This window comes from Nocardia sp. 149-1B, from assembly GCF_057747975.1.
On the sequence record NZ_CM173233.1, the window covers coordinates 1,950,988 to 1,967,558 of the forward strand.

Annotated in this window: 16 protein-coding genes; 6 read left to right on the forward strand and 10 right to left on the reverse strand. The window is 72.2% G+C overall.

Annotated features, from left to right (window positions below; translation table 11 throughout):
- Positions 1-9: 9 nt before the first annotated feature.
- Together AC3ANS_RS09315 and AC3ANS_RS09320 are read right to left on the reverse strand one after the other, a co-directional pair.
- On the reverse strand, positions 10-2,070 hold the full coding sequence (locus AC3ANS_RS09315) for a 3-hydroxyacyl-CoA dehydrogenase NAD-binding domain-containing protein (protein ID WP_488295880.1): 2,061 nt from the start codon (positions 2,068-2,070) through the stop codon (positions 10-12).
- The gene (locus AC3ANS_RS09320) at positions 2,070-3,281 is read right to left on the reverse strand and encodes a thiolase family protein (RefSeq protein WP_488295881.1); all 1,212 of its coding nucleotides are present in this window, start codon (positions 3,279-3,281) and stop codon (positions 2,070-2,072) included. The genes AC3ANS_RS09315 and AC3ANS_RS09320 overlap by 1 nt, the downstream gene beginning before the upstream one ends.
- Before the next feature lie 107 nt (positions 3,282-3,388).
- On the opposite strand from AC3ANS_RS09320, the gene AC3ANS_RS09325 reads away from it, so the two are divergent.
- Genes AC3ANS_RS09325 through AC3ANS_RS09335 form a run of 3 tightly spaced genes read left to right on the forward strand, consistent with a single transcriptional unit; the run spans position 3,389 to position 6,085 of the window.
- A complete protein-coding gene (locus AC3ANS_RS09325; protein WP_488295882.1) occupies positions 3,389-4,348 on the forward strand; it encodes a proteasome assembly chaperone family protein in 960 nt (319 codons plus the stop codon).
- Between the two features lie 5 nt (positions 4,349-4,353).
- Positions 4,354-5,223: an acyl-CoA thioesterase gene (locus AC3ANS_RS09330; protein ID WP_488295883.1), complete on the forward strand. Its 870-nt coding sequence runs from the start codon at positions 4,354-4,356 to the stop codon at positions 5,221-5,223.
- Positions 5,216-6,085 carry an acyl-CoA thioesterase gene (locus AC3ANS_RS09335; protein WP_488295884.1) on the forward strand — a complete coding sequence of 290 codons (870 nt, stop codon included), beginning with the start codon at positions 5,216-5,218 and terminating at the stop codon, positions 6,083-6,085. Before AC3ANS_RS09330 ends, AC3ANS_RS09335 begins: the two co-directional genes overlap by 8 nt.
- A 2-nt stretch (positions 6,086-6,087) precedes the next feature.
- Here AC3ANS_RS09335 and AC3ANS_RS09340 read toward each other — a convergent pair whose 3' ends face one another.
- The 5 genes from AC3ANS_RS09340 to AC3ANS_RS09360 form a co-directional block, all read right to left on the reverse strand.
- Positions 6,088-6,327 carry a hypothetical protein gene (locus tag AC3ANS_RS09340; RefSeq protein WP_488295885.1) on the reverse strand — a complete coding sequence of 80 codons (240 nt, stop codon included), beginning with the start codon at positions 6,325-6,327 and terminating at the stop codon, positions 6,088-6,090.
- 199 nt (positions 6,328-6,526) lie between these two features.
- The gene (locus tag AC3ANS_RS09345; protein ID WP_488295886.1) at positions 6,527-7,705 is read right to left on the reverse strand and encodes a serine hydrolase domain-containing protein; all 1,179 of its coding nucleotides are present in this window, start codon (positions 7,703-7,705) and stop codon (positions 6,527-6,529) included.
- 158 nt (positions 7,706-7,863) lie between these two features.
- The gene (locus tag AC3ANS_RS09350; RefSeq protein ID WP_488295887.1) at positions 7,864-8,217 is read right to left on the reverse strand and encodes a hypothetical protein; all 354 of its coding nucleotides are present in this window, start codon (positions 8,215-8,217) and stop codon (positions 7,864-7,866) included.
- 38 nt (positions 8,218-8,255) lie between these two features.
- On the reverse strand, positions 8,256-9,113 hold the full coding sequence (locus AC3ANS_RS09355) for a MaoC/PaaZ C-terminal domain-containing protein (protein WP_488295888.1): 858 nt from the start codon (positions 9,111-9,113) through the stop codon (positions 8,256-8,258).
- Position 9,114: 1 nt separating this feature from the next.
- Positions 9,115-10,464, reverse strand: coding sequence for a 3-oxoacyl-ACP reductase (locus AC3ANS_RS09360; RefSeq protein WP_488295889.1), 1,350 nt, complete (start codon positions 10,462-10,464; stop codon positions 9,115-9,117).
- Between the two features lie 98 nt (positions 10,465-10,562).
- On the opposite strand from AC3ANS_RS09360, the gene AC3ANS_RS09365 reads away from it, so the two are divergent.
- On the forward strand, positions 10,563-11,882 hold the full coding sequence (locus tag AC3ANS_RS09365) for an acetyl-CoA C-acetyltransferase (protein ID WP_488295890.1): 1,320 nt from the start codon (positions 10,563-10,565) through the stop codon (positions 11,880-11,882).
- 7 nt (positions 11,883-11,889) lie between these two features.
- Here the strand turns inward: AC3ANS_RS09365 and AC3ANS_RS09370 are convergent, their stop codons facing one another.
- Together AC3ANS_RS09370 and AC3ANS_RS09375 are read right to left on the reverse strand one after the other, a co-directional pair.
- Positions 11,890-12,573, reverse strand: a complete 684-nt coding sequence (locus AC3ANS_RS09370; RefSeq protein ID WP_488295891.1) for a TetR/AcrR family transcriptional regulator — start codon at positions 12,571-12,573, stop codon at positions 11,890-11,892.
- Between the two features lie 52 nt (positions 12,574-12,625).
- Entirely contained in the window at positions 12,626-14,128 is a 1,503-nt protein-coding gene (locus AC3ANS_RS09375; protein ID WP_488295892.1) for an ATP-dependent DNA ligase, read from the reverse strand.
- Positions 14,129-14,238: 110 nt separating this feature from the next.
- Between AC3ANS_RS09375 and AC3ANS_RS09380 the strand changes: the two genes are divergently transcribed.
- A complete protein-coding gene (locus AC3ANS_RS09380) occupies positions 14,239-14,547 on the forward strand; it encodes a hypothetical protein (protein ID WP_488295893.1) in 309 nt (102 codons plus the stop codon).
- A gap of 39 nt (positions 14,548-14,586) precedes the next feature.
- Positions 14,587-15,579, forward strand: coding sequence for a 5'-3' exonuclease (locus AC3ANS_RS09385; RefSeq protein ID WP_488296463.1), 993 nt, complete (start codon positions 14,587-14,589; stop codon positions 15,577-15,579).
- Here the strand turns inward: AC3ANS_RS09385 and AC3ANS_RS09390 are convergent.
- On the reverse strand, positions 15,542-16,513 hold the full coding sequence (locus tag AC3ANS_RS09390; protein ID WP_488295894.1) for a helix-turn-helix transcriptional regulator: 972 nt from the start codon (positions 16,511-16,513) through the stop codon (positions 15,542-15,544). The genes AC3ANS_RS09385 and AC3ANS_RS09390 overlap by 38 nt on opposite strands.
- Between the last annotated feature and the right edge of the window lie 58 nt (positions 16,514-16,571).

Genomic DNA, 16,571 nt, shown 5'->3' on the forward strand with positions numbered 1-16,571 from the left:
CGCGCCGGCTCAGTGGAACGAGCCGAGCCCCTCGCGCTCGAGCAGCATCGTGAGTCCGCCGTTCCAGAACGAGAACCCGGCCCCGGTGATCATCGCCAGGTCGAGGTCCTCGGCCGCGACGACGACGCCCTCGTCGACCATGCGGCGCGCCTCGTCGGCCAGCCCGGTGAGCACGCGGGTGCGGATCTCGGCCGGCTCCAGCACGACCGGCGACGCCGGCTTCTCCAGCAGCGCCTCGACCTCGGGGTCGATGGCGCCGTCGGAGCCGTAGTACGACGCCTTGCGCGCCGCCACCACGCGCTCGAGCGCGGGGGAGACGTAGAACCGGTCGGGGAAGGCCCTGTGCAGGGTCTCGTTGTTGTGCAGGGCGATCGCCGGCCCCACCAGCGACAGCAGCATGAACGGCGGCATCGGAGCCACTCCGGCAAAGGAGCCGTCCACCACCGGCACCGGGGTGCCCTCGTCGACGATCCGGCCCACCTCGCCCATGAACCGGCCGAGCAGCCGGTTGACGATGAACGACGGGCTGTCCTTGACCAGGATCGTGGTCTTCTTCAGCGCCTTGCCGGTCGCGAACGCGGTGGCCAGCGTGGCGTCGTCGGTCTGGCCGCCCTTGACGATCTCGAGCAGCGGCATCACCGCGACCGGGTTGAAGAAGTGGAAGCCCACGACCCGCTCGGGGTGCTCGAGGTCGGCCGCCATCTCGGTGATCGAGAGGGAGGAGGTGTTGGTCGCCAGGATGCACTCCGGCGACACGGCCTTCTCGACGTCGGCGAACACCGACTTCTTCACCGACATCTCCTCGAAGACGGCCTCGATGACGAAGTCGGCGCCGGCGAAGCCCTCGCTCTTGTCGACGGCACCGGTGACGAGTGCCTTGTGCCGGTTGGCCTTGTCCTGGTTGATCCGGCCCTTCGCCAGCAGCTTGTCGATCTCGGCGTGCACGTAGCCCACACCCTTGTCGACGCGCTCCTGGTCGAGGTCGGTGAGGACCACGGGAACCTCGAGCCGGCGCACGAACAGCAGCGCCATCTGGCTGGCCATCAGGCCCGCGCCGACGATGCCGACCTTGGTGACCGGACGCGCCAGCGACCGGTCGGGGGCGCCCGCGGGCCGCTTGGCGCGCTTCTGCACCAGGTCGAACGCGTAGAGCGACGCGATCAGCTCGGGGGTCTTGGACATCGCCTCGAGGGCATCATCCTCGCGGGCGAACCCGGCGTCGCGGTCACCGTCGCGGGCGGCGTCGATGAGCTCGACGGCCCTCAGCGCGGCCGGGCTGGCGCCGCCGGTCCGGCCCTGCACGAGCCCGCGAGCCCGCTCGACGGCGGCGTCCCACGCCGCTCCCCGGTCGACCTCGGGCCGCTCCACGACGATCTCGCCGCGCAGCACCGCGGCCGCCCAGAGCAGCGACTGCTCCAGGTAGTCCGCGCCGGAGAAGACCGCGTCGGCGAGCCCGAGCTCGTACGCCGCAGCGCCACCGAGCGTCTTGCCGTTGTTGAGCGGGTTCTCGAGGATCACGGTGACGGCCTTGTCGGCGCCGACCAGGTTGGGCACGAGGAACGCGCCGCCCCAGCCGGGGACCAGGCCGAGCATCACCTCGGGCAGGCCCAGCGCGGGCGCGCTGTCCATCACCGTGCGGTAGGTGCAGTGCAGGGCGACCTCCAGGCCGCCCCCGAGCGCGAGGCCGTTGATGAAGCCGAACGACGGCTTGTGGCCGTCCTGCAGCTTGCGGAACACCGCGTGCCCCAGCTCGGCCACGACGCGTACCGCGTCGGGCCCGCCGCCCGAGATCGAGGTGAGGTCGGCGCCGGCGGCCAGGATGAACGGCTTGCCGGTCACGCCGATCGCGGTGACCTCGTCGTCGGCCAGCGCGGCGTCGATCGCGGTGTCGAGCGAGATCAGCCCGCGCGGACCGAACGTGTTGGGCTTGGTGTGGTCCTCGCCGTTGTCCAGCGTGATCAGGCCGAGAACGCCGGCACCACCAGGCAGCGGGACCTTGCGGAGCTTGGCCTCGGTCACGCGCTCGGCGTCGGAGGAGATCTCCTGGGCGCGCTTCAACAGGGTGTCCATCAGGCCTTCGCTCCGTTCCAGTTCGGGTTCTCCCAGATGACCGTGCCGCCCATGCCGATGCCGATGCACATGGTGGTCAGGCCGTAGCGCACCTCGGGGCGCTCCTCGAACTGCCGCGCGAGCTGGGTCATCAGCCGCACGCCCGAGGAGGCCAGCGGGTGACCCATGGCGATGGCGCCGCCGTACGGGTTGACGCGCTCGTCGTCGTCGGCGATGCCGAAGTGCTCGAGGAAGGCCAGCACCTGGACGGCGAACGCCTCGTTGACCTCGAAGGCCTCGATGTCGTCGATGGTCAGCCCGGCCTGCTTGAGGGCCTTCTCCGTCGACGGGATCGGACCGGCGCCCATCACCTCGGGCTCGACGCCCACGAAGGAGTAGGCGACCAGCCGCATCTTGATCGGCAGGCCGAGCTCGCGAGCGGTCTCCTCGTCAGCCAGCAGTGCGGCGGTGGCGCCGTCGTTGATGCCGGCGGCGTTGCCCGCGGTCACCTTGCCGTGCGCGCGGAACGGCGTCTTCAGCGCGGCGAGCGACTCCAGGGTCGTCCCGGGGCGCATCGGCTCGTCGCTGGTCGCCAGGCCCCAGCCCAGCTCGGCGGACTTCGTCGCCACGGGCACCAGGTCGGGCTGGATCTTCCCGGCGTCGTACGCCGCAGCCGTCTTCTGCTGCGAGCGGACCGCGTAGGCGTCGACGCGCTCCTTGGTGATCGTCGGGTAGCGGTCGTGGAGGTTCTCGGCGGTCTTGCCCATCACCAGCGCGTCGGGGTTCACGATCCGCTCGGAGAGGATCCGCGGGTTGGGGTCGACGCCCTCGCCCATCGGGTGGCGGCCCATGTGCTCGACGCCGCCGGCGATCGCGACGTCGTAGGCGCCGAACGCGATGCCGGAGGCGGTGGTGGTCACCGCGGTCATCGCGCCCGCGCACATGCGGTCGATCGCGAAGCCGGGCACGCTCTGCGGCAGACCGGCGAGCAGCGCGGCGGTGCGGCCGATCGTCAGGCCCTGGTCACCGATCTGGGTGGTGGCGGCCACGGCCACCTCGTCGACGCGCTCCGGGGGGAGCGACGGGTTGCGCCGCATGAGCTCGCGGATGCACTTGATCACGAGATCGTCGGCGCGGGTCTCGGCGTACTGGCCGTTGGCCTTTCCGACGCCGAAGGGTGTGCGGACGCCGTCGACGAAGACGACCTCACGCAGCTGACGGGAACCACTCATGTGCGGGGACTCCTTGGGGATTCGGGAATGCCCCGAAGGTTACCCTGCAGTAACAACGCGGTCACCCGTCGCGCGTGTGACCTCGCCCTCGCCACTACGCTGTGCGCATGCCTGAGCGCCTGGTGCACATCGTCGACGAGGTCCCCGAGCTCGACGTCGCGCGCTCACAAGGGTCGCTGACGCTGGTCCTCGTGCTCGACGGCTTCCTCGACGCGGGCAACGCCGCGGTGCGCGCGGGCCAGCACCTGATCGACCTCTCCGACGGCCCCGTGGTCGCGACGTTCGACGTGGACAAGTTCCACGACTACCGGGCCCGCCGTCCTCCCATGTCGTTCCTGCGCGACCACTACGACTCCTACGACGCCCCGCGGCTGGTGGTGCGGCTGCTGCACGACACCGGCGGCACGCCGTACCTGCTGCTGCAGGGTCCCGAGCCGGACAACCGCTGGGAGGCGTTCTGCCGCGCGGTGCGTGACGTCGTCGAGCGGTTCGGGGTGACTCGCGTGGTCGGCATGGGCGCGGTGCCGATGGCGGTGCCGCACACCCGCCCGATCGCGATCACCCACCACGCCAACAAGCCCGAGCTGCTGACCGGCGAGAGCCCCTGGCGCGGGGAGCTGCGGATCCCCAGCAGCGCCCAGGCTCTGCTCGAGGTCCGGCTGGGGGAGTGGGGCCACGACGCGATGGGGTTCGTCGCGCACATCCCGCACTACCTCGCGTCCATGGACTACCCGAGTGCGTCGGCCGCCCTGCTCGAGCAGGTCGAGATCGCGGGCCGGCTCACGATCGACCTCTCCGGGCTGCGCGCCGAGGCCGAGGACCGGGAGGCCGAGATCGGGCGCTACCTCGCCGCCAACGCGGAGGTGGCCGAGGTCGTCGCCGCGCTGGAGCGCCAGTACGACGCGTTCGAGCGGGCCGAGGAGAGCGGCAGCAGCCTGCTCGCCCAGGAGCAGCGGCTCCCCACGGGTGAGGAGATCGGCAAGGAGTTCGAGCGCTTCCTCGCGGGGCTCGACGGGCCCGACGCCGGCCCCGAAGCCGGCCCCGAAGCCGGCGAGCAGCAGGACTGACGCCGGTGCCGAAGAACGCCGACGAGCTCGTCGCGCTGCTCGACCTCGAGCGCATCGACGACAACCTGTTCCGAGGGTCCCAGATGCCCTCCTCGCTGCCGCGCGTCTTCGGCGGCCAGGCGGCTGCGCAGGCGCTGGTGGCCGCGACCCGCACCGTGGACCCGGCGTACGTCGTGCACTCCCTGCACTCCTACTTCCTCCAGCCCGGCGACACCGAGGCGCCGACGATCTACGACGTCGAGACGCTGCGCGACGGGCGGTCGTTCGCGACCCGGCGGGTGCTGGCGCGCCAGCACGGGCGGCCGATCTACGCGCTGACCGCGAGCTTCCAGCGGCCTGAGGACGGCTACGAGCACCAGGACGTGATGCCGGTAGCGATCGCGCCCGAGGACGCGATCGACGCGCGGGCCGCGGCCCGTGAGCTCGACCCCGGTCGCGACACCGAGGGTGACGCCGAGTGGGACGTCGTCGACTTCCGCTACGTCGGGTCCGACGGCGACGGGCTGCTCGAGGCGGACCCTGCCCACCCGGCCCGGCAGCGCTTCTGGCTGCGTGTCTCCTCGCCGCTGCCCGACGACCCGGCGCAGCACGTCGCGGCGTTCACCTATCTCTCGGACATGACGCTGATGGGCGCAGCGCTGGCGCCCCACGGGGTGCGCATCGGCGGGCCGGAGACGCTGGTCGCCTCGCTCGACCACGCGGTGTGGTTCCACCGCCCGTTCCGGGCCGACGAGTGGTGGCTCTACGACCAGGTCTCGCCGTCGGCCTCGGGCGGCCGGGGTCTGGTGCTCGCGCGCGTGTTCACCCGCGACGGCACCCTGGTGGCCAGCGTCGCCCAGGAGGCCCTGATCCGGCCGCGAGGTCCCCGTGGCTGAGGAGCTGAGGCCGGCCGAGGAGCTCGTCGCGCTCCTCGACCTCGAACGCATCGACGCCGACCTGTTCCGCGGCAGCCAGCCCGAGTCCGTCCGGGCCCGGGTGTACGGCGGGCAGGTGGCCGCGCAGGCGCTGATCGCCGGCATCCGCACCGCGGACCCGGCGTACGAGGTGCACTCGCTGCACTCCTACTTCCTGCGTGGTGGGGACTACTCCGTGCCGATCGTCTACGACGTCGAGCGCATCCGCGAGGGGCGGTCGTTCCAGACCCGGAGGGTCGTCGCGCGGCAGCACGGCCGGCCGATCTACTACCAGTCGCTCAACCTGCAACGCCCCGAGGAGGGCTACGAGCACCAGGACGTCATGCCGGAGGTGAAGTCGCCCGAGGAGGGCATGGACCTCGTCGACGTCATGCGCCGCGGCGGCAACGCCGAGGCCGACGCACTCGGCAAGGAGTGGGGCGCCCTCGACGTCCGCTGGCTCGGCAACTCTCGTTTCGGGCTCGACCCGGACCCGGCGCACCCGTCCCAGGCGCGGATGTGGGTGCGGCTCAAGGAAGGGCTCGGCGACGACCCGTTCGTGCATCTCGCGGCGTTCACCTATGCGAGCGACGTGAGCCTGCTCGGGTCGACCCTCGCCGCCCACGCCGTGAACCCCTCGAAGACCCAGATGGCTTCGCTGGACCACTCGATCTGGTTCCACCGGCCGTTCCGCGCCGACGAGTGGTGGCTCTACGACCAGGCCTCGCCGGCCGCCGGCGGCGCCCGAGGGCTGGCCTTCGGCCGGGTCTTCACCCAGGACGGGACCCTCGTCGCCACGGTCGCGCAGGAGGGCCTGATCAGGCCCCGGAACGACCACGCCTGACGTCAGCGGCATCGATCCCACCGTCTCCTCACCAGGACATGCAGCAGCAGGTTGAACAATGCGCCACCCGTGGCCACCACGGCGAAGAGCGCCGAGTCGGTGGTGACGCCTTCGTGCCAGAAGATCGGGAGGGTCCACGGCAGTCCCGTCGCGCTGAGGGCCAGCATGCCGAGACCGAGCCCGATGTTGGCATCCGGGGTGTTCTGCAACAGGCTCAGGCCGATGTAGCCGGCGACGAGCACGAGGAGAGCGACGTGCGCCCACCAGAGGAGGCGACCAGCTGATGGGGGCCTGGTTCGTGTGCGGGACACGGCGTTCTCCATGAGACGAGCCTGACTGGGACGGGGCAGTTCCACGTGAGTACGCGGGCCCATCTCCTCACCGATCACCGACCCGCCCGGAAGCCCGGGCGGGCCGGCGAGGATCGGCGTTGGATCGAGCTCAGGCCGCGCAGAGCATTTTCTGCACGGCGCCGTCCACGTCGCTGACCTGCTGGAGGGTCGAGGGCAGACCGGTGACGGTGACGACCGCCCAGCGGCCGTCGCGGGTGGCGAGGTTGCGGGTCTCGAAGCCCTGGATGTCGCCGCCGTGGCCCCAAGCGACCGGTCCGCAGTCGAGATGGGTCCGGGCCAGGCCCAACCCGTAGCGCCAGCCGGGGTCGGGCTCGAAGTCCGGCGCCGCGACGGTGTGCATCATCTCCCGCAGCTGCGGGGCCGGCAGCAGCCGTCCGTCCAGCAGGGCCTGCATGAACCGGCCGAGGTCGCCGGGTGTCGAGACGAGCTGACCGGCCGACCACCCCATCGACGGGTCCAGGTCGGTGATGTCGCGCCAGGAGCCGCCGGGGCCGTCGGCGAGGTAGCCGTGCGGGTGGCTGCCCCGGATCACCTGTTCGCCGGTCTCGGGCCAGTAGGTGTCCTGGAGCCCGAGCGGCTCGATGACCCGCTGGGTGATCTCCTCGCCGATCGGGCGACCGGTGACCCGCTGCGCGAGCAGGCCGAGCAGCACGTAGTTGGTGTTGCTGTACTCCCACTTCGTCCCGGGCGCGAAGTGGCGACGCTCCCCGAGCGCCGCGTCGACGAGCTGCCGGGGCTCGAAGTAGGTGTGCTGGATCGACCGCAGGTCACCGCCGTTGTCGGTCACGATCGAGTCGTAGTCGGGCAGCCCACTGGTCTGCTGCAGCAGGTTGCGCACCGTGATCTTGCGGCCGTCGTTGCCGTGGCCGCGCACGAGCCCGGGCAGGTAGCGCTCGACCGGCGCGCCCAGCCGGACCTTGCCCTCGCCGACCAGCTGGAGGACGACGACCGAGGTGAACATCTTGGTGTTGCTGGCGATCCGGATCCGTGAGTCGTCCGCGACCGGAGCGCCGGTCGCGAGGTCGCTCGTGCCGGCGGTGTAGGTGCGGACGTCGCCGTTCGCGTCGCGCACCGTGGCGATCACGCCGGGGAACCCGGTGTCGCTGACCAGGTGGTCGAGCTGCTGCTGGACGGGGTCGCTCGGCGCTGCCGACGACGAGCTCGAGCCGGCAGCGACCGCGGGGGTGAGGGAGGCGGCCAGGCCGGCGGTGGTCAGCACGGCGGCCGCGGCGGTGCTGCGGATCCGGGGCTTGGGGAGGCGGGACATGGGGGTTCCTTTCCGAGAGGCGGACCGACCGGGTGGTCGGCGTACCTCCGACGCTAGGAAGGCCGCGCCGTCCCCACGAGCGCCATCGGACGGAACTCACGGGCTTGCATCGTTCGATGCAGGGGCGGCTCGAGGAGAAGGCCGGCCGCGGGCGCGACTCAGAAGCCGGCGAGGCCGGCCAGCACCGTCAGCACGGCCACGATCGCTCCGAGACCGCCCAGGACCGCGGCCGCGCCACCGAGGTGGCGCGCCGCCGGCTCCGAGCCGCGGAGTGCCCGGGTGGCCAGGACGAGGGACACCAGCGCGAGCAGGATCTGGGCGACGCCGGTGAGAGCGACCGAGTCGCTGAAGCTGCCCGAGCCGTTCCTGTTCAGCCACCCCTGGACGACGTAGCTCCAGGACCCGTTGGCCAGGAGGCTGAGGGTGCCGATGACCAGGCCGGCGATGCCGGCCGCGGTCGGCGTCAGCCAGCTCGTGGAGCCGCCGCCGTGGTTCGTCTCGTGCTCTGCCATGTCTGTTCCCCGATGCTCGACGTGCTGGCCCGCCGAGGCTAACGGGTGCTGGTCACCCCGGCCAGATGGGGAGCGCCCGACCCCGGGCTCGAGAGGGAGAACGCGTAGCCGTCCTCGACGCGGCGCGAGCCGAAGGCCACGGCACCGGGGAGGAGGATCGGCTTCTTGAACGCCACGTCGACGCGGACCTGGTCGGGAAGCCGGTTCTCCAGGGCCCCCACGCAGCGCGCCATCGACCACATGCCGTGCGCGATCTGGCGCGGGAACCCCAGCGCCTTCGCGGTGAGCGGGTAGAGGTGGATCGGGTTGTGGTCGCCGGACACCGACGCGTAGCGCCGGCCGAGGTCGGCCGGGAGCCACCAGGTGGTGCCGGTCGGCGGGGCGTCCGGGATGGGTGCGTCGACTGCGGGGGTCTCGACAGGCTCGATCGACGGCGTCCCCCGGCGCAGGAACGTGGAGGTCTCCTCCCACACCAGGTCCGCGCGCGAGTGCACCCGGGTCACCATGTCGAACACCTGGCCCTTGGCGTGGGGTCGCAGGTTGTCGGCGTACGCCGTGACCTGGAGCTCCTCGGTCAGTGCGATGGGCCGGTGCTGGGTGATGGAGTTCTCCAGGTGCACGGTGCCGATCGCGGGGAACGGGAAGTTGCCCGCGGTCATGATCTCCATGTGCAGCCCGAACGCCAGCAGGTGCGGGTAGGGCAGGGGCACGGTGTCCTTGCGCGGGAAGCCGCACAGCTCGGCGTACCTCGCGACGTGGGCCCGGTCCAGCGGGACGTCGTGGCGCTCGAGGGTGCGTTCGGGCAGCGGGCCGCCGGTCTTGCGGATGCCCGGCAGCAGGTTGACGCCCGGGACCGCCGGCAGCGCGGCCTTGAGCATCACGGGGACGCCGGCCACGTCAGGCCCCCAGCATCATCTGGCCGCAGACCCGCACGACGTTGCCGTTGACGGCGGTGGAGCCGGGGCTGGCGTACCAGGCGATGGTCTCGGCGACGTCGACCGGCAGGCCGCCCTGGGCCATCGCGTTGAGCCGCTGGCCGACCTCGCGGGTCGCGAACGGCACAGCGGCGGTCATCTGGGTGATGATGAAGCCCGGGGCCACGGCGTTGATCGTGATGCCGCGGTCGAGCTCGTCGGCCAGCGAGTCCACCAGGCCGATGACCCCCGCCTTGGATGCCGCGTAGTTGGTCTGGCCGACGTTGCCGGCGATGCCCGCGATCGAGGCGACGCCGATGATCGAGCCGTTGTCGTTGATCACCTTCTCCTCGAGCAGGTGGCGGGTGATCCGCTCGGGGGCGGTCAGGTTGACGGAGATGACCTGCTCGAAGAGGTCGCCCTTCTCCGAGGGCCTCATGTTGGCGAGCTTGCGGTCGCGGGTGATGCCGGCGTTGTGCACGACGATGTCGACGCCGCCGTGCTTCGTGCTCAGGTGGTGGGCGAGACGCTGCGGGGCGTCCTTGGCGGTGATGTCGAGCACGAGGTGGTCGCCGTCGAGCTCGGTCATGACCCCCTGCAGCTCGCTGGCCGCCTGGGGTACGTCGACGCCGACCACCGTGGCGCCGTCGCGGTGCAGGACCCGGGCGATCTGCTCGCCGATGCCGCGGCTCGCGCCGGTCACCAGCGCGACCTTGCCCTCGAGGGGGCGGAGCCAGTCGCCCACCGGCTCGGCGTGCGTGGCGCCGTGGGCGCCGATGCGGATCACCTGGCCGGACACGTAGGCGGACTTGGGGGAGAGCAGGAAGGCCAGCGTGCTCTGGATCGCACCCTCGGCGCCGTCGGCGACGTAGACCAGCTGGACGGTGCCGCCGCGGCCGATCTCCTTGCCGAGGCTGCGGGTGAAGCCCTCGAGCGCCCGTTGCGCCACGCGCTCCCCGTCGCGCACCTGCTCGGGCGGGGTGCCGAGCACGACGACGCGCGGGCACGCGTCGAGGCTGCGCAGCAGCGGGGTGAAGAAGTCGCGCAGCTCGACGAGGTCCGCCGAGCCCGTCAGCCCGGTGGCGTCGAAGACCAGGCCCTTGTACGTCGCGTCAGCGTCGCCGGTGGGTGCGGTCGCCTCGACGTCGAGGGTGGCGAGGATGCCGGGCAGCGAGTCGGCGAGCCGGCCGCGGCCACCGACCGCGACCGTGCCGTCGACCAGGGGCGCCCCCGCGGCGTACCGTTCGAGCGTCGCGGGTGCGGGGAGGCCGAGCAGCTTGGTGAGCTGCTTGCCGATCGCGGACTGGGTGAACCCCTGGTAGAAGTCGCTCATGGCGGGTATGTAACTCCTTGTGTAACTCAGAGTCCAGATTTCGTGATCTGGCCCTCATGTCCTTCTCTCGATTCCCCGACCGACGCAGGATGAACCCCATGGCTGCCAACACTCCCGCGAAGAACCAGGCCAGCACCCGCCGCGTCGCCGTCCTCGGCGGCAACCGGCTCCCGTTCGCCCGGTCCAACACCGCCTACGCCGACGCGTCCAACCAGGAGATGCTGACCGCCGCGATCGACGGCCTGGTCGAGCGGTTCGGCTTGCAGGGTGAGCGCCTCGGCGAGGTCGTCGCCGGCGCGGTGCTCAAGCACGCGCGCGACTTCAACCTGACCCGCGAGTCCGTCCTCGGCTCCAAGCTCGCCCCCGAGACGCCCGCCACCGACATCCAGGAGGCCTGCGGCACCGGGCTGCAGGCGGCGATCCAGGTCGCCAACAAGATCGCCCTCGGGCAGATCGACGCCGGTATCGCCGGTGGCACCGACACCACGTCGGACGCGCCCGTCGCGATCAGCGACCGGCTCCGCAAGAAGCTGATGAAGGTCAACGCCGCGCGTGACACCAAGGGCAAGGTGCTCGCCCTGGGTGCGATCCGTCCCGGCGACATCGGCCTGGAGATCCCGCAGAACGGCGAGCCCCGCACCCGCCTCTCGATGGGCGAGCACGCCGCGCTCACCGCCCTGGAGTGGCAGGTGAGCCGCGAGGAGCAGGACGAGCTCGCCGTCGCGTCGCACCAGAACCTGGCCGCGGCGTACGACCGTGGCTGGCTCGACGACCAGATCACGCCGTTCCGCGGTCTGGAGCGTGACAACAACCTGCGCCCCGACTCCAGCGTCGAGAAGCTCGCGAAGCTCAAGCCGGTGTTCGGCAAGGGCGAGGCCGCGACGATGACCGCCGCGAACTCCACGCCACTGACCGACGGCGCCTCCGCGGTGCTGCTCGCGAGCGAGGAGTGGGCCGAGGAGCACGGGCTCGAGCCGCTGGCCTACTTCGTCGACTCCGAGACCGCCGCGGTCGACTACGTCCACGGGGGTGAGGGTCTCCTGATGGCGCCGGCGTACGCCGTGCCCCGGATGCTCGCCCGCAACGGCCTGACGCTGCAGGACTTCGACTTCTACGAGATCCACGAGGCGTTCGCCTCGCAGGTGCTCTCCACCCTCAAGGCCTGGGAGGACCCGGTGTTCTGCAAGGAGCGTCTCGGACTCGATGCGCCGCTCGGCTCGATCGACCGGGCCAAGCTCAACGTCAGGGGCTCGTCCCTGGCCGCCGGACACCCGTTCGCCGCGACCGGCGGCCGGATCATCAACGTCGCCGCCAAGCTGCTCGCCGAGCGGGTGGCGTCGAACGCCAAGAGCGGCCGGGCGCTGATCTCCATCTGCGCCGCCGGTGGCCAGGGCGTCGTGGCGATCCTGGAGCGGTAGTCCCGGCTCAGCGGCTGGCGAGCGCCAACGCCGACGCGACCAGGTAGTCGCGCACCTGGTCGGCGGAGATGCGACCGACGGTGGGGATGCCGGGAGCTGCTTCCTTGACCAGGATGCCCACCCGGGCGAGCTGGAGTGCGCCGAGACCGCTGGCGTAGAGCGTGTTGGCGAGCAGGGTCGGGTCCTCGACGCTGAAGGCGCCGGCCTCGACGCCGTCCTCGAGCACCTGGCTCAGCGTCGCGAGACACGAGGAGATGCTCCGGCCCAGGCGGAGCATCGCGCCCTCGGACATCTCGTCGAAGAGCTCGGGGCCGGTACGCCGCATCAGGGTCTGCGCGCAGTCGACGAACGCGGGGTGCGCCACGCCGTACTCCACGAACGCACCCACGAGCGCGGTCAGCCGCTGGTGCGGATCGGTGGAGGTCTCGGCCGCTGCCGCGAGGGCATCGCGCAGCTCGTCGAGATAGCCGACCAGGGTGAGCGCGAACAGCTCCTCCTTGCCGGTGAAGTGGCGGTAGACGATCGCACGGTTGATGCCGACGGCCCGGGCGATGTCCTCGATCTGGGCGTCGCGGACGCCGCGTTGGTCGAACAGCGCCCGGGTGGCGGCGATGATGTCCTTCTCGCGGGCCCGGCGCCTGGCCGCGGCCGCCGATCGGCGCCCGTCGGTGTCCGAGGTGGTGCTGGTCATGACGTCATCGTACGACTGTGCAACTGGCAGTTGCACGAGTGTGACGCGCCAGTCACCCCAGGAACGAGCGCACCGCCTCGATCGTGTCGATCTCGGACACCGGCTTGTCGTCGCGATAGCGGACGACCCGGGCGAACCGCAGCGCCACACCCCCGGGGTAGCGGCTCGAGCGCTGCACGCCGTCGAAGGCGATCTCGACGACCTGCTCGGGCCGCACGTGCACGACGTAGGACGAGCGCGAGGTCTCCAGCTCGAGGAAGCGCTCGGTCTGCCAGGCGAGCATCTCGTCGGTCATCCCCTTGAACGTCTTGCCGAGCATCACGAACCCGCCCGTGGCGGGGTCGCGGGCGCCGAGGTGGATGTTGGACAGCCAGCCCTGGCGCCGGCCGGAGCCCCACTCCACGGCGAGCACGACCAGGTCGAGGGTGTGCACGGGCTTGACCTTCACCCAGGACGCGCCGCGGCGGCCGGCGTCGTAGGGCGCGGCGAGCCCCTTGACCACGACGCCCTCGTGACCCGAGCGCAGCGCACCCGCGAGGAACTCCGAGGCCACCTCCACGTCGTCGGTCACGACCCGGGGCACCCGGTGCTCGACCGGGACCAGTCGCTCCAACGCCGCCGCGCGCTCGGACGCGGGGGCGTCGAGCAGGTCGTGGCCGTCGAGGTGCAGCACGTCGAAGAAGTAAGGCGTGACCGCGACGCCGGCCCCCATGGCCGTGCGGGACGCGGTCTCCTGGAACGGTCGCGGCCGGCCGTCCTCGGTCAGCGCCAGCGCCTCGCCGTCGAGCACGAACGACTGCGCCGGCAGTGCCAGCGCCACGTCGACGACCTCGGGCAGACGGGCAGTGATGTCCTCCAGGGACCTCGTGGCCACGATGACCTCGGACCCCGAGCGGTGCACCTGGATGCGGATGCCGTCGAGCTTGGTGTCGACCGCGACCTGCCCGCCGCCCGCCTTGGCCATCGCCGCCGCCAGGTCGGGCGCACTGGAGGCGAGCATCGGCAGCACCGGTCGACCCACCTGGAGTCCGATCGCGCCGAGTGCCTCCGTCCCTGAGAACGCGGCCCGGGCCACCGCCACCGTCGACCCGGCGAGCATCGCGGCGCGCCGCACCGACGCCAGCGGCACGTCGGCCGCGGCGGCCAGGCCCTCCTGCACCAGCGAGTCCAGCGCGCCCTGGCGCACCTCGCCGGTGACGACGCCGCGCAGCCAGGCCTGCTCCTCGGACGTCGCCCTGCCGAACAGCTCGGCGACCGCGGCCGACCGGGCGGCCTGCGACCCGGCTCCGGCCAGCGCGGCGATCCTGTCGAACGCCTCGTGGACCTCGGACACGGCCAGGGTCGACACCGGGGCGGGCGCCGGCAGCGTGGTGAGACCGCGCCACCCCAGGCCCGTGCGGCGCTGGCGCAGCGAGCCGCCGACGTACGCCGTGACCGTCTCGAGCTCCTCGCCGTCGGCATGCGCGAGCAGCTCGGCGATCGCGACGACCTTGGCCTTGCGGGACCGGGTCGCGGCGACGGTGGCAGAGGTGGCGACGACATCGGCGAGCAGCACGACCCCATTCAAGACGAACCCAGGGACAACGGGCGCGGCCGGACGGGACCTTGGCCCCGTGTGCGGCCGTCCCCGCGTCACTAGCGTCGGGTGCGGAAGGAGGCCGGCCCATGACCGTGCGACCCCACGACTTCACCGACCTGCTGCTGGCGCCGACGCTGATCGACCTCGACGAGGTGCTGGAGCAGCTCGGCGACCTCAACCCCGGCGCGCTCGCCTTCGAGCTGATCCTCGCCACCAACCAGGAGCCCCGCGACGTCGCCGAGCGTGCCACGGTGCTGCTCGACTCGCTCCGGGTCCGGCTCGACCTGCACCGCTGGACCCTGGGCCTGACCGACCGCGGGCTCAGCGTCGAGCACAACGGTCGGACGGTCGTCCTCGGGCTGCCGCCGAACGTCCGGGACTACCTCGTCGGCTAGATCCCGGGCTCGCGCCCTACGGTGGTGCCCGTGCGAGGGATGAACGACGGGCGCCTGCTGCTGGCCGTCGACGCGCCGTCGCTGCTGCACCGCAACCACCACGCGCGCGCGGAGTCCGGGCTGCGCGACCAGGGCGGCCGCCCGGCCTGGGCGCTGCACGGGATGCTGCGCCAGATCCTGGAGGCCATCGACCAGTTCGCGCCGGACGCGGTGCTGTTCGGGCTCGACGACCGGCGTACGTCCGTCCGTGAGGCGATGTACCCGGCGTACAAGGCCGGCCGCGCCGAGAAGCACCCCGACCTCGTCGACCAGCTCGAGCGCGCCGCGGCGCTGCTCGACGCCCTCGGCATGCTCACGGTCACCCCCGCCGGCCTCGAGGCCGACGACGTCAACGCATCCGCGGCGACCTGGGCCGAGCGCAACGGCTGGAGCTGCGTGCTGATCACGTCGGACCGCGACGCGTTCGCCCACATCAGCGAGCGCACGCAGGTGCTGCGCCTGATCACGGGCGGCATCAACGGCTCGCCGCTGCTCAACCCCGCGCGCCTGCATGCGCTCTACGGCATCGCGGCGGAGCACTACCTGGAGTACGCCGCACTCCGCGGCGACACCAGCGACAACCTCCCGGGGGTGCCGGGGATCGGTGAGAAGACCGCTCCGGTGCTGCTCTCCCAGATGGGGTCGATGCGGGCGGTCTGGGCCGACATCGACCATTGCGCGGGCGCGACGCTGGTCGCGACGATCGACTCCTACTGCGAGGAGCAGGGAGTGCGCCGGATCGGGTCCACGCTGCTCGCGCGGCTGACCGCGCCCGGCGCCCGCGAGCGCTTCGAGTTCAACCTGTCGATGATGTCGGGGCGCACCGACCTCGACCTCGGGCTCACCCCCGACGTGCCCGGCAGTCCGGGACTCCTCCCGCTCGAGCCCGACCGGGTGTCCCGGGTGGTCGGCCACCTGGGCGTTCCCGACACGACCCGGCTGGCGCTGCGTGTGCTCACCGAGCCGCCGGCGAGCGTCGGGCTGCCGCGCTGAGACGCTCGGCGAGCGCGACGACCTCCGCGCGGACCTCCTCGCCCTCCTCGATCACGAACGTGCCGGGGAGCATCGTCAGCTGCTCGGCGTACGACCTCACGTTGCGGGTCGAGCCGACCAGGCGGGTCCTCACCGCGTCCACCTCCTCGAGCCGGCCCATGGTGCGCGGGATCGCGGCCGCGACCTGCGCGAGCGGTGCGTCCACCAGCACCCGCACCTCGTGGTCCCAGCCGGCGCCGAGGTTCTCCTCCAGGACGGCGACCGGGTCCAGGTCCGGCGGCGGCTCGAACGTCTCGGACAAGGTCTGGACGCCCGCGACTCGGTCGATGCGGTAGGTGCGGACCGCGTCGGCGGTGACCGAGCGGCACAGCAGGTACCACCGCCCGTAGCGCACCACCACCGCCCACGGCTCGGCCTCGAGCAGCCGCTCGTTGCCGGCCTCGGTGCGGTAGTCGAGGCGCACTCGCCGCCGCTCCGCGCAGGCCCCGACGAGGGCGACCGTGGTCGCCGGGTGCGGGCGGGCAGGGGAGCGCTGGGGGACAGGAGTCGCCGTACGCCGGACCGCCTCCGCCTGCGCCGCCACCGACCGCGGCAGCGCACCGAGCAGCTTGCCGAGGGCGCGGCCCACCGGACCCTCGGGGTCCGCGGCGTCGTGCTGCCCGTCGAGCGCGGCCATCACGAGACCGAGCGCCTCGTCCGCGCCGAACCGCAACGGCGGCGGCCGCACGCCGCGGCCGAGCCGGTAGCCGCCGTCCGGCCCGCGCAGCGACTCCACGGGGATGTCGGCCTCGCGCAGGATCTCGACGTACCGCCGGGCCGCCCGCGAGGTGACGCCCAGCCGCCGCCCGAGGCGCTCGGCGGTGATGCCGGGGGAGTCCTGCAATGCCTCGAGGGCGAGCAGGGCCCGGGAGGTCGGACTGGATTCGCTGGCCACAGTGCTCCTGGGAGTGGGCTCCTGATGAGGAAGTAGATCGTCCAGTTTGGCCCCTACG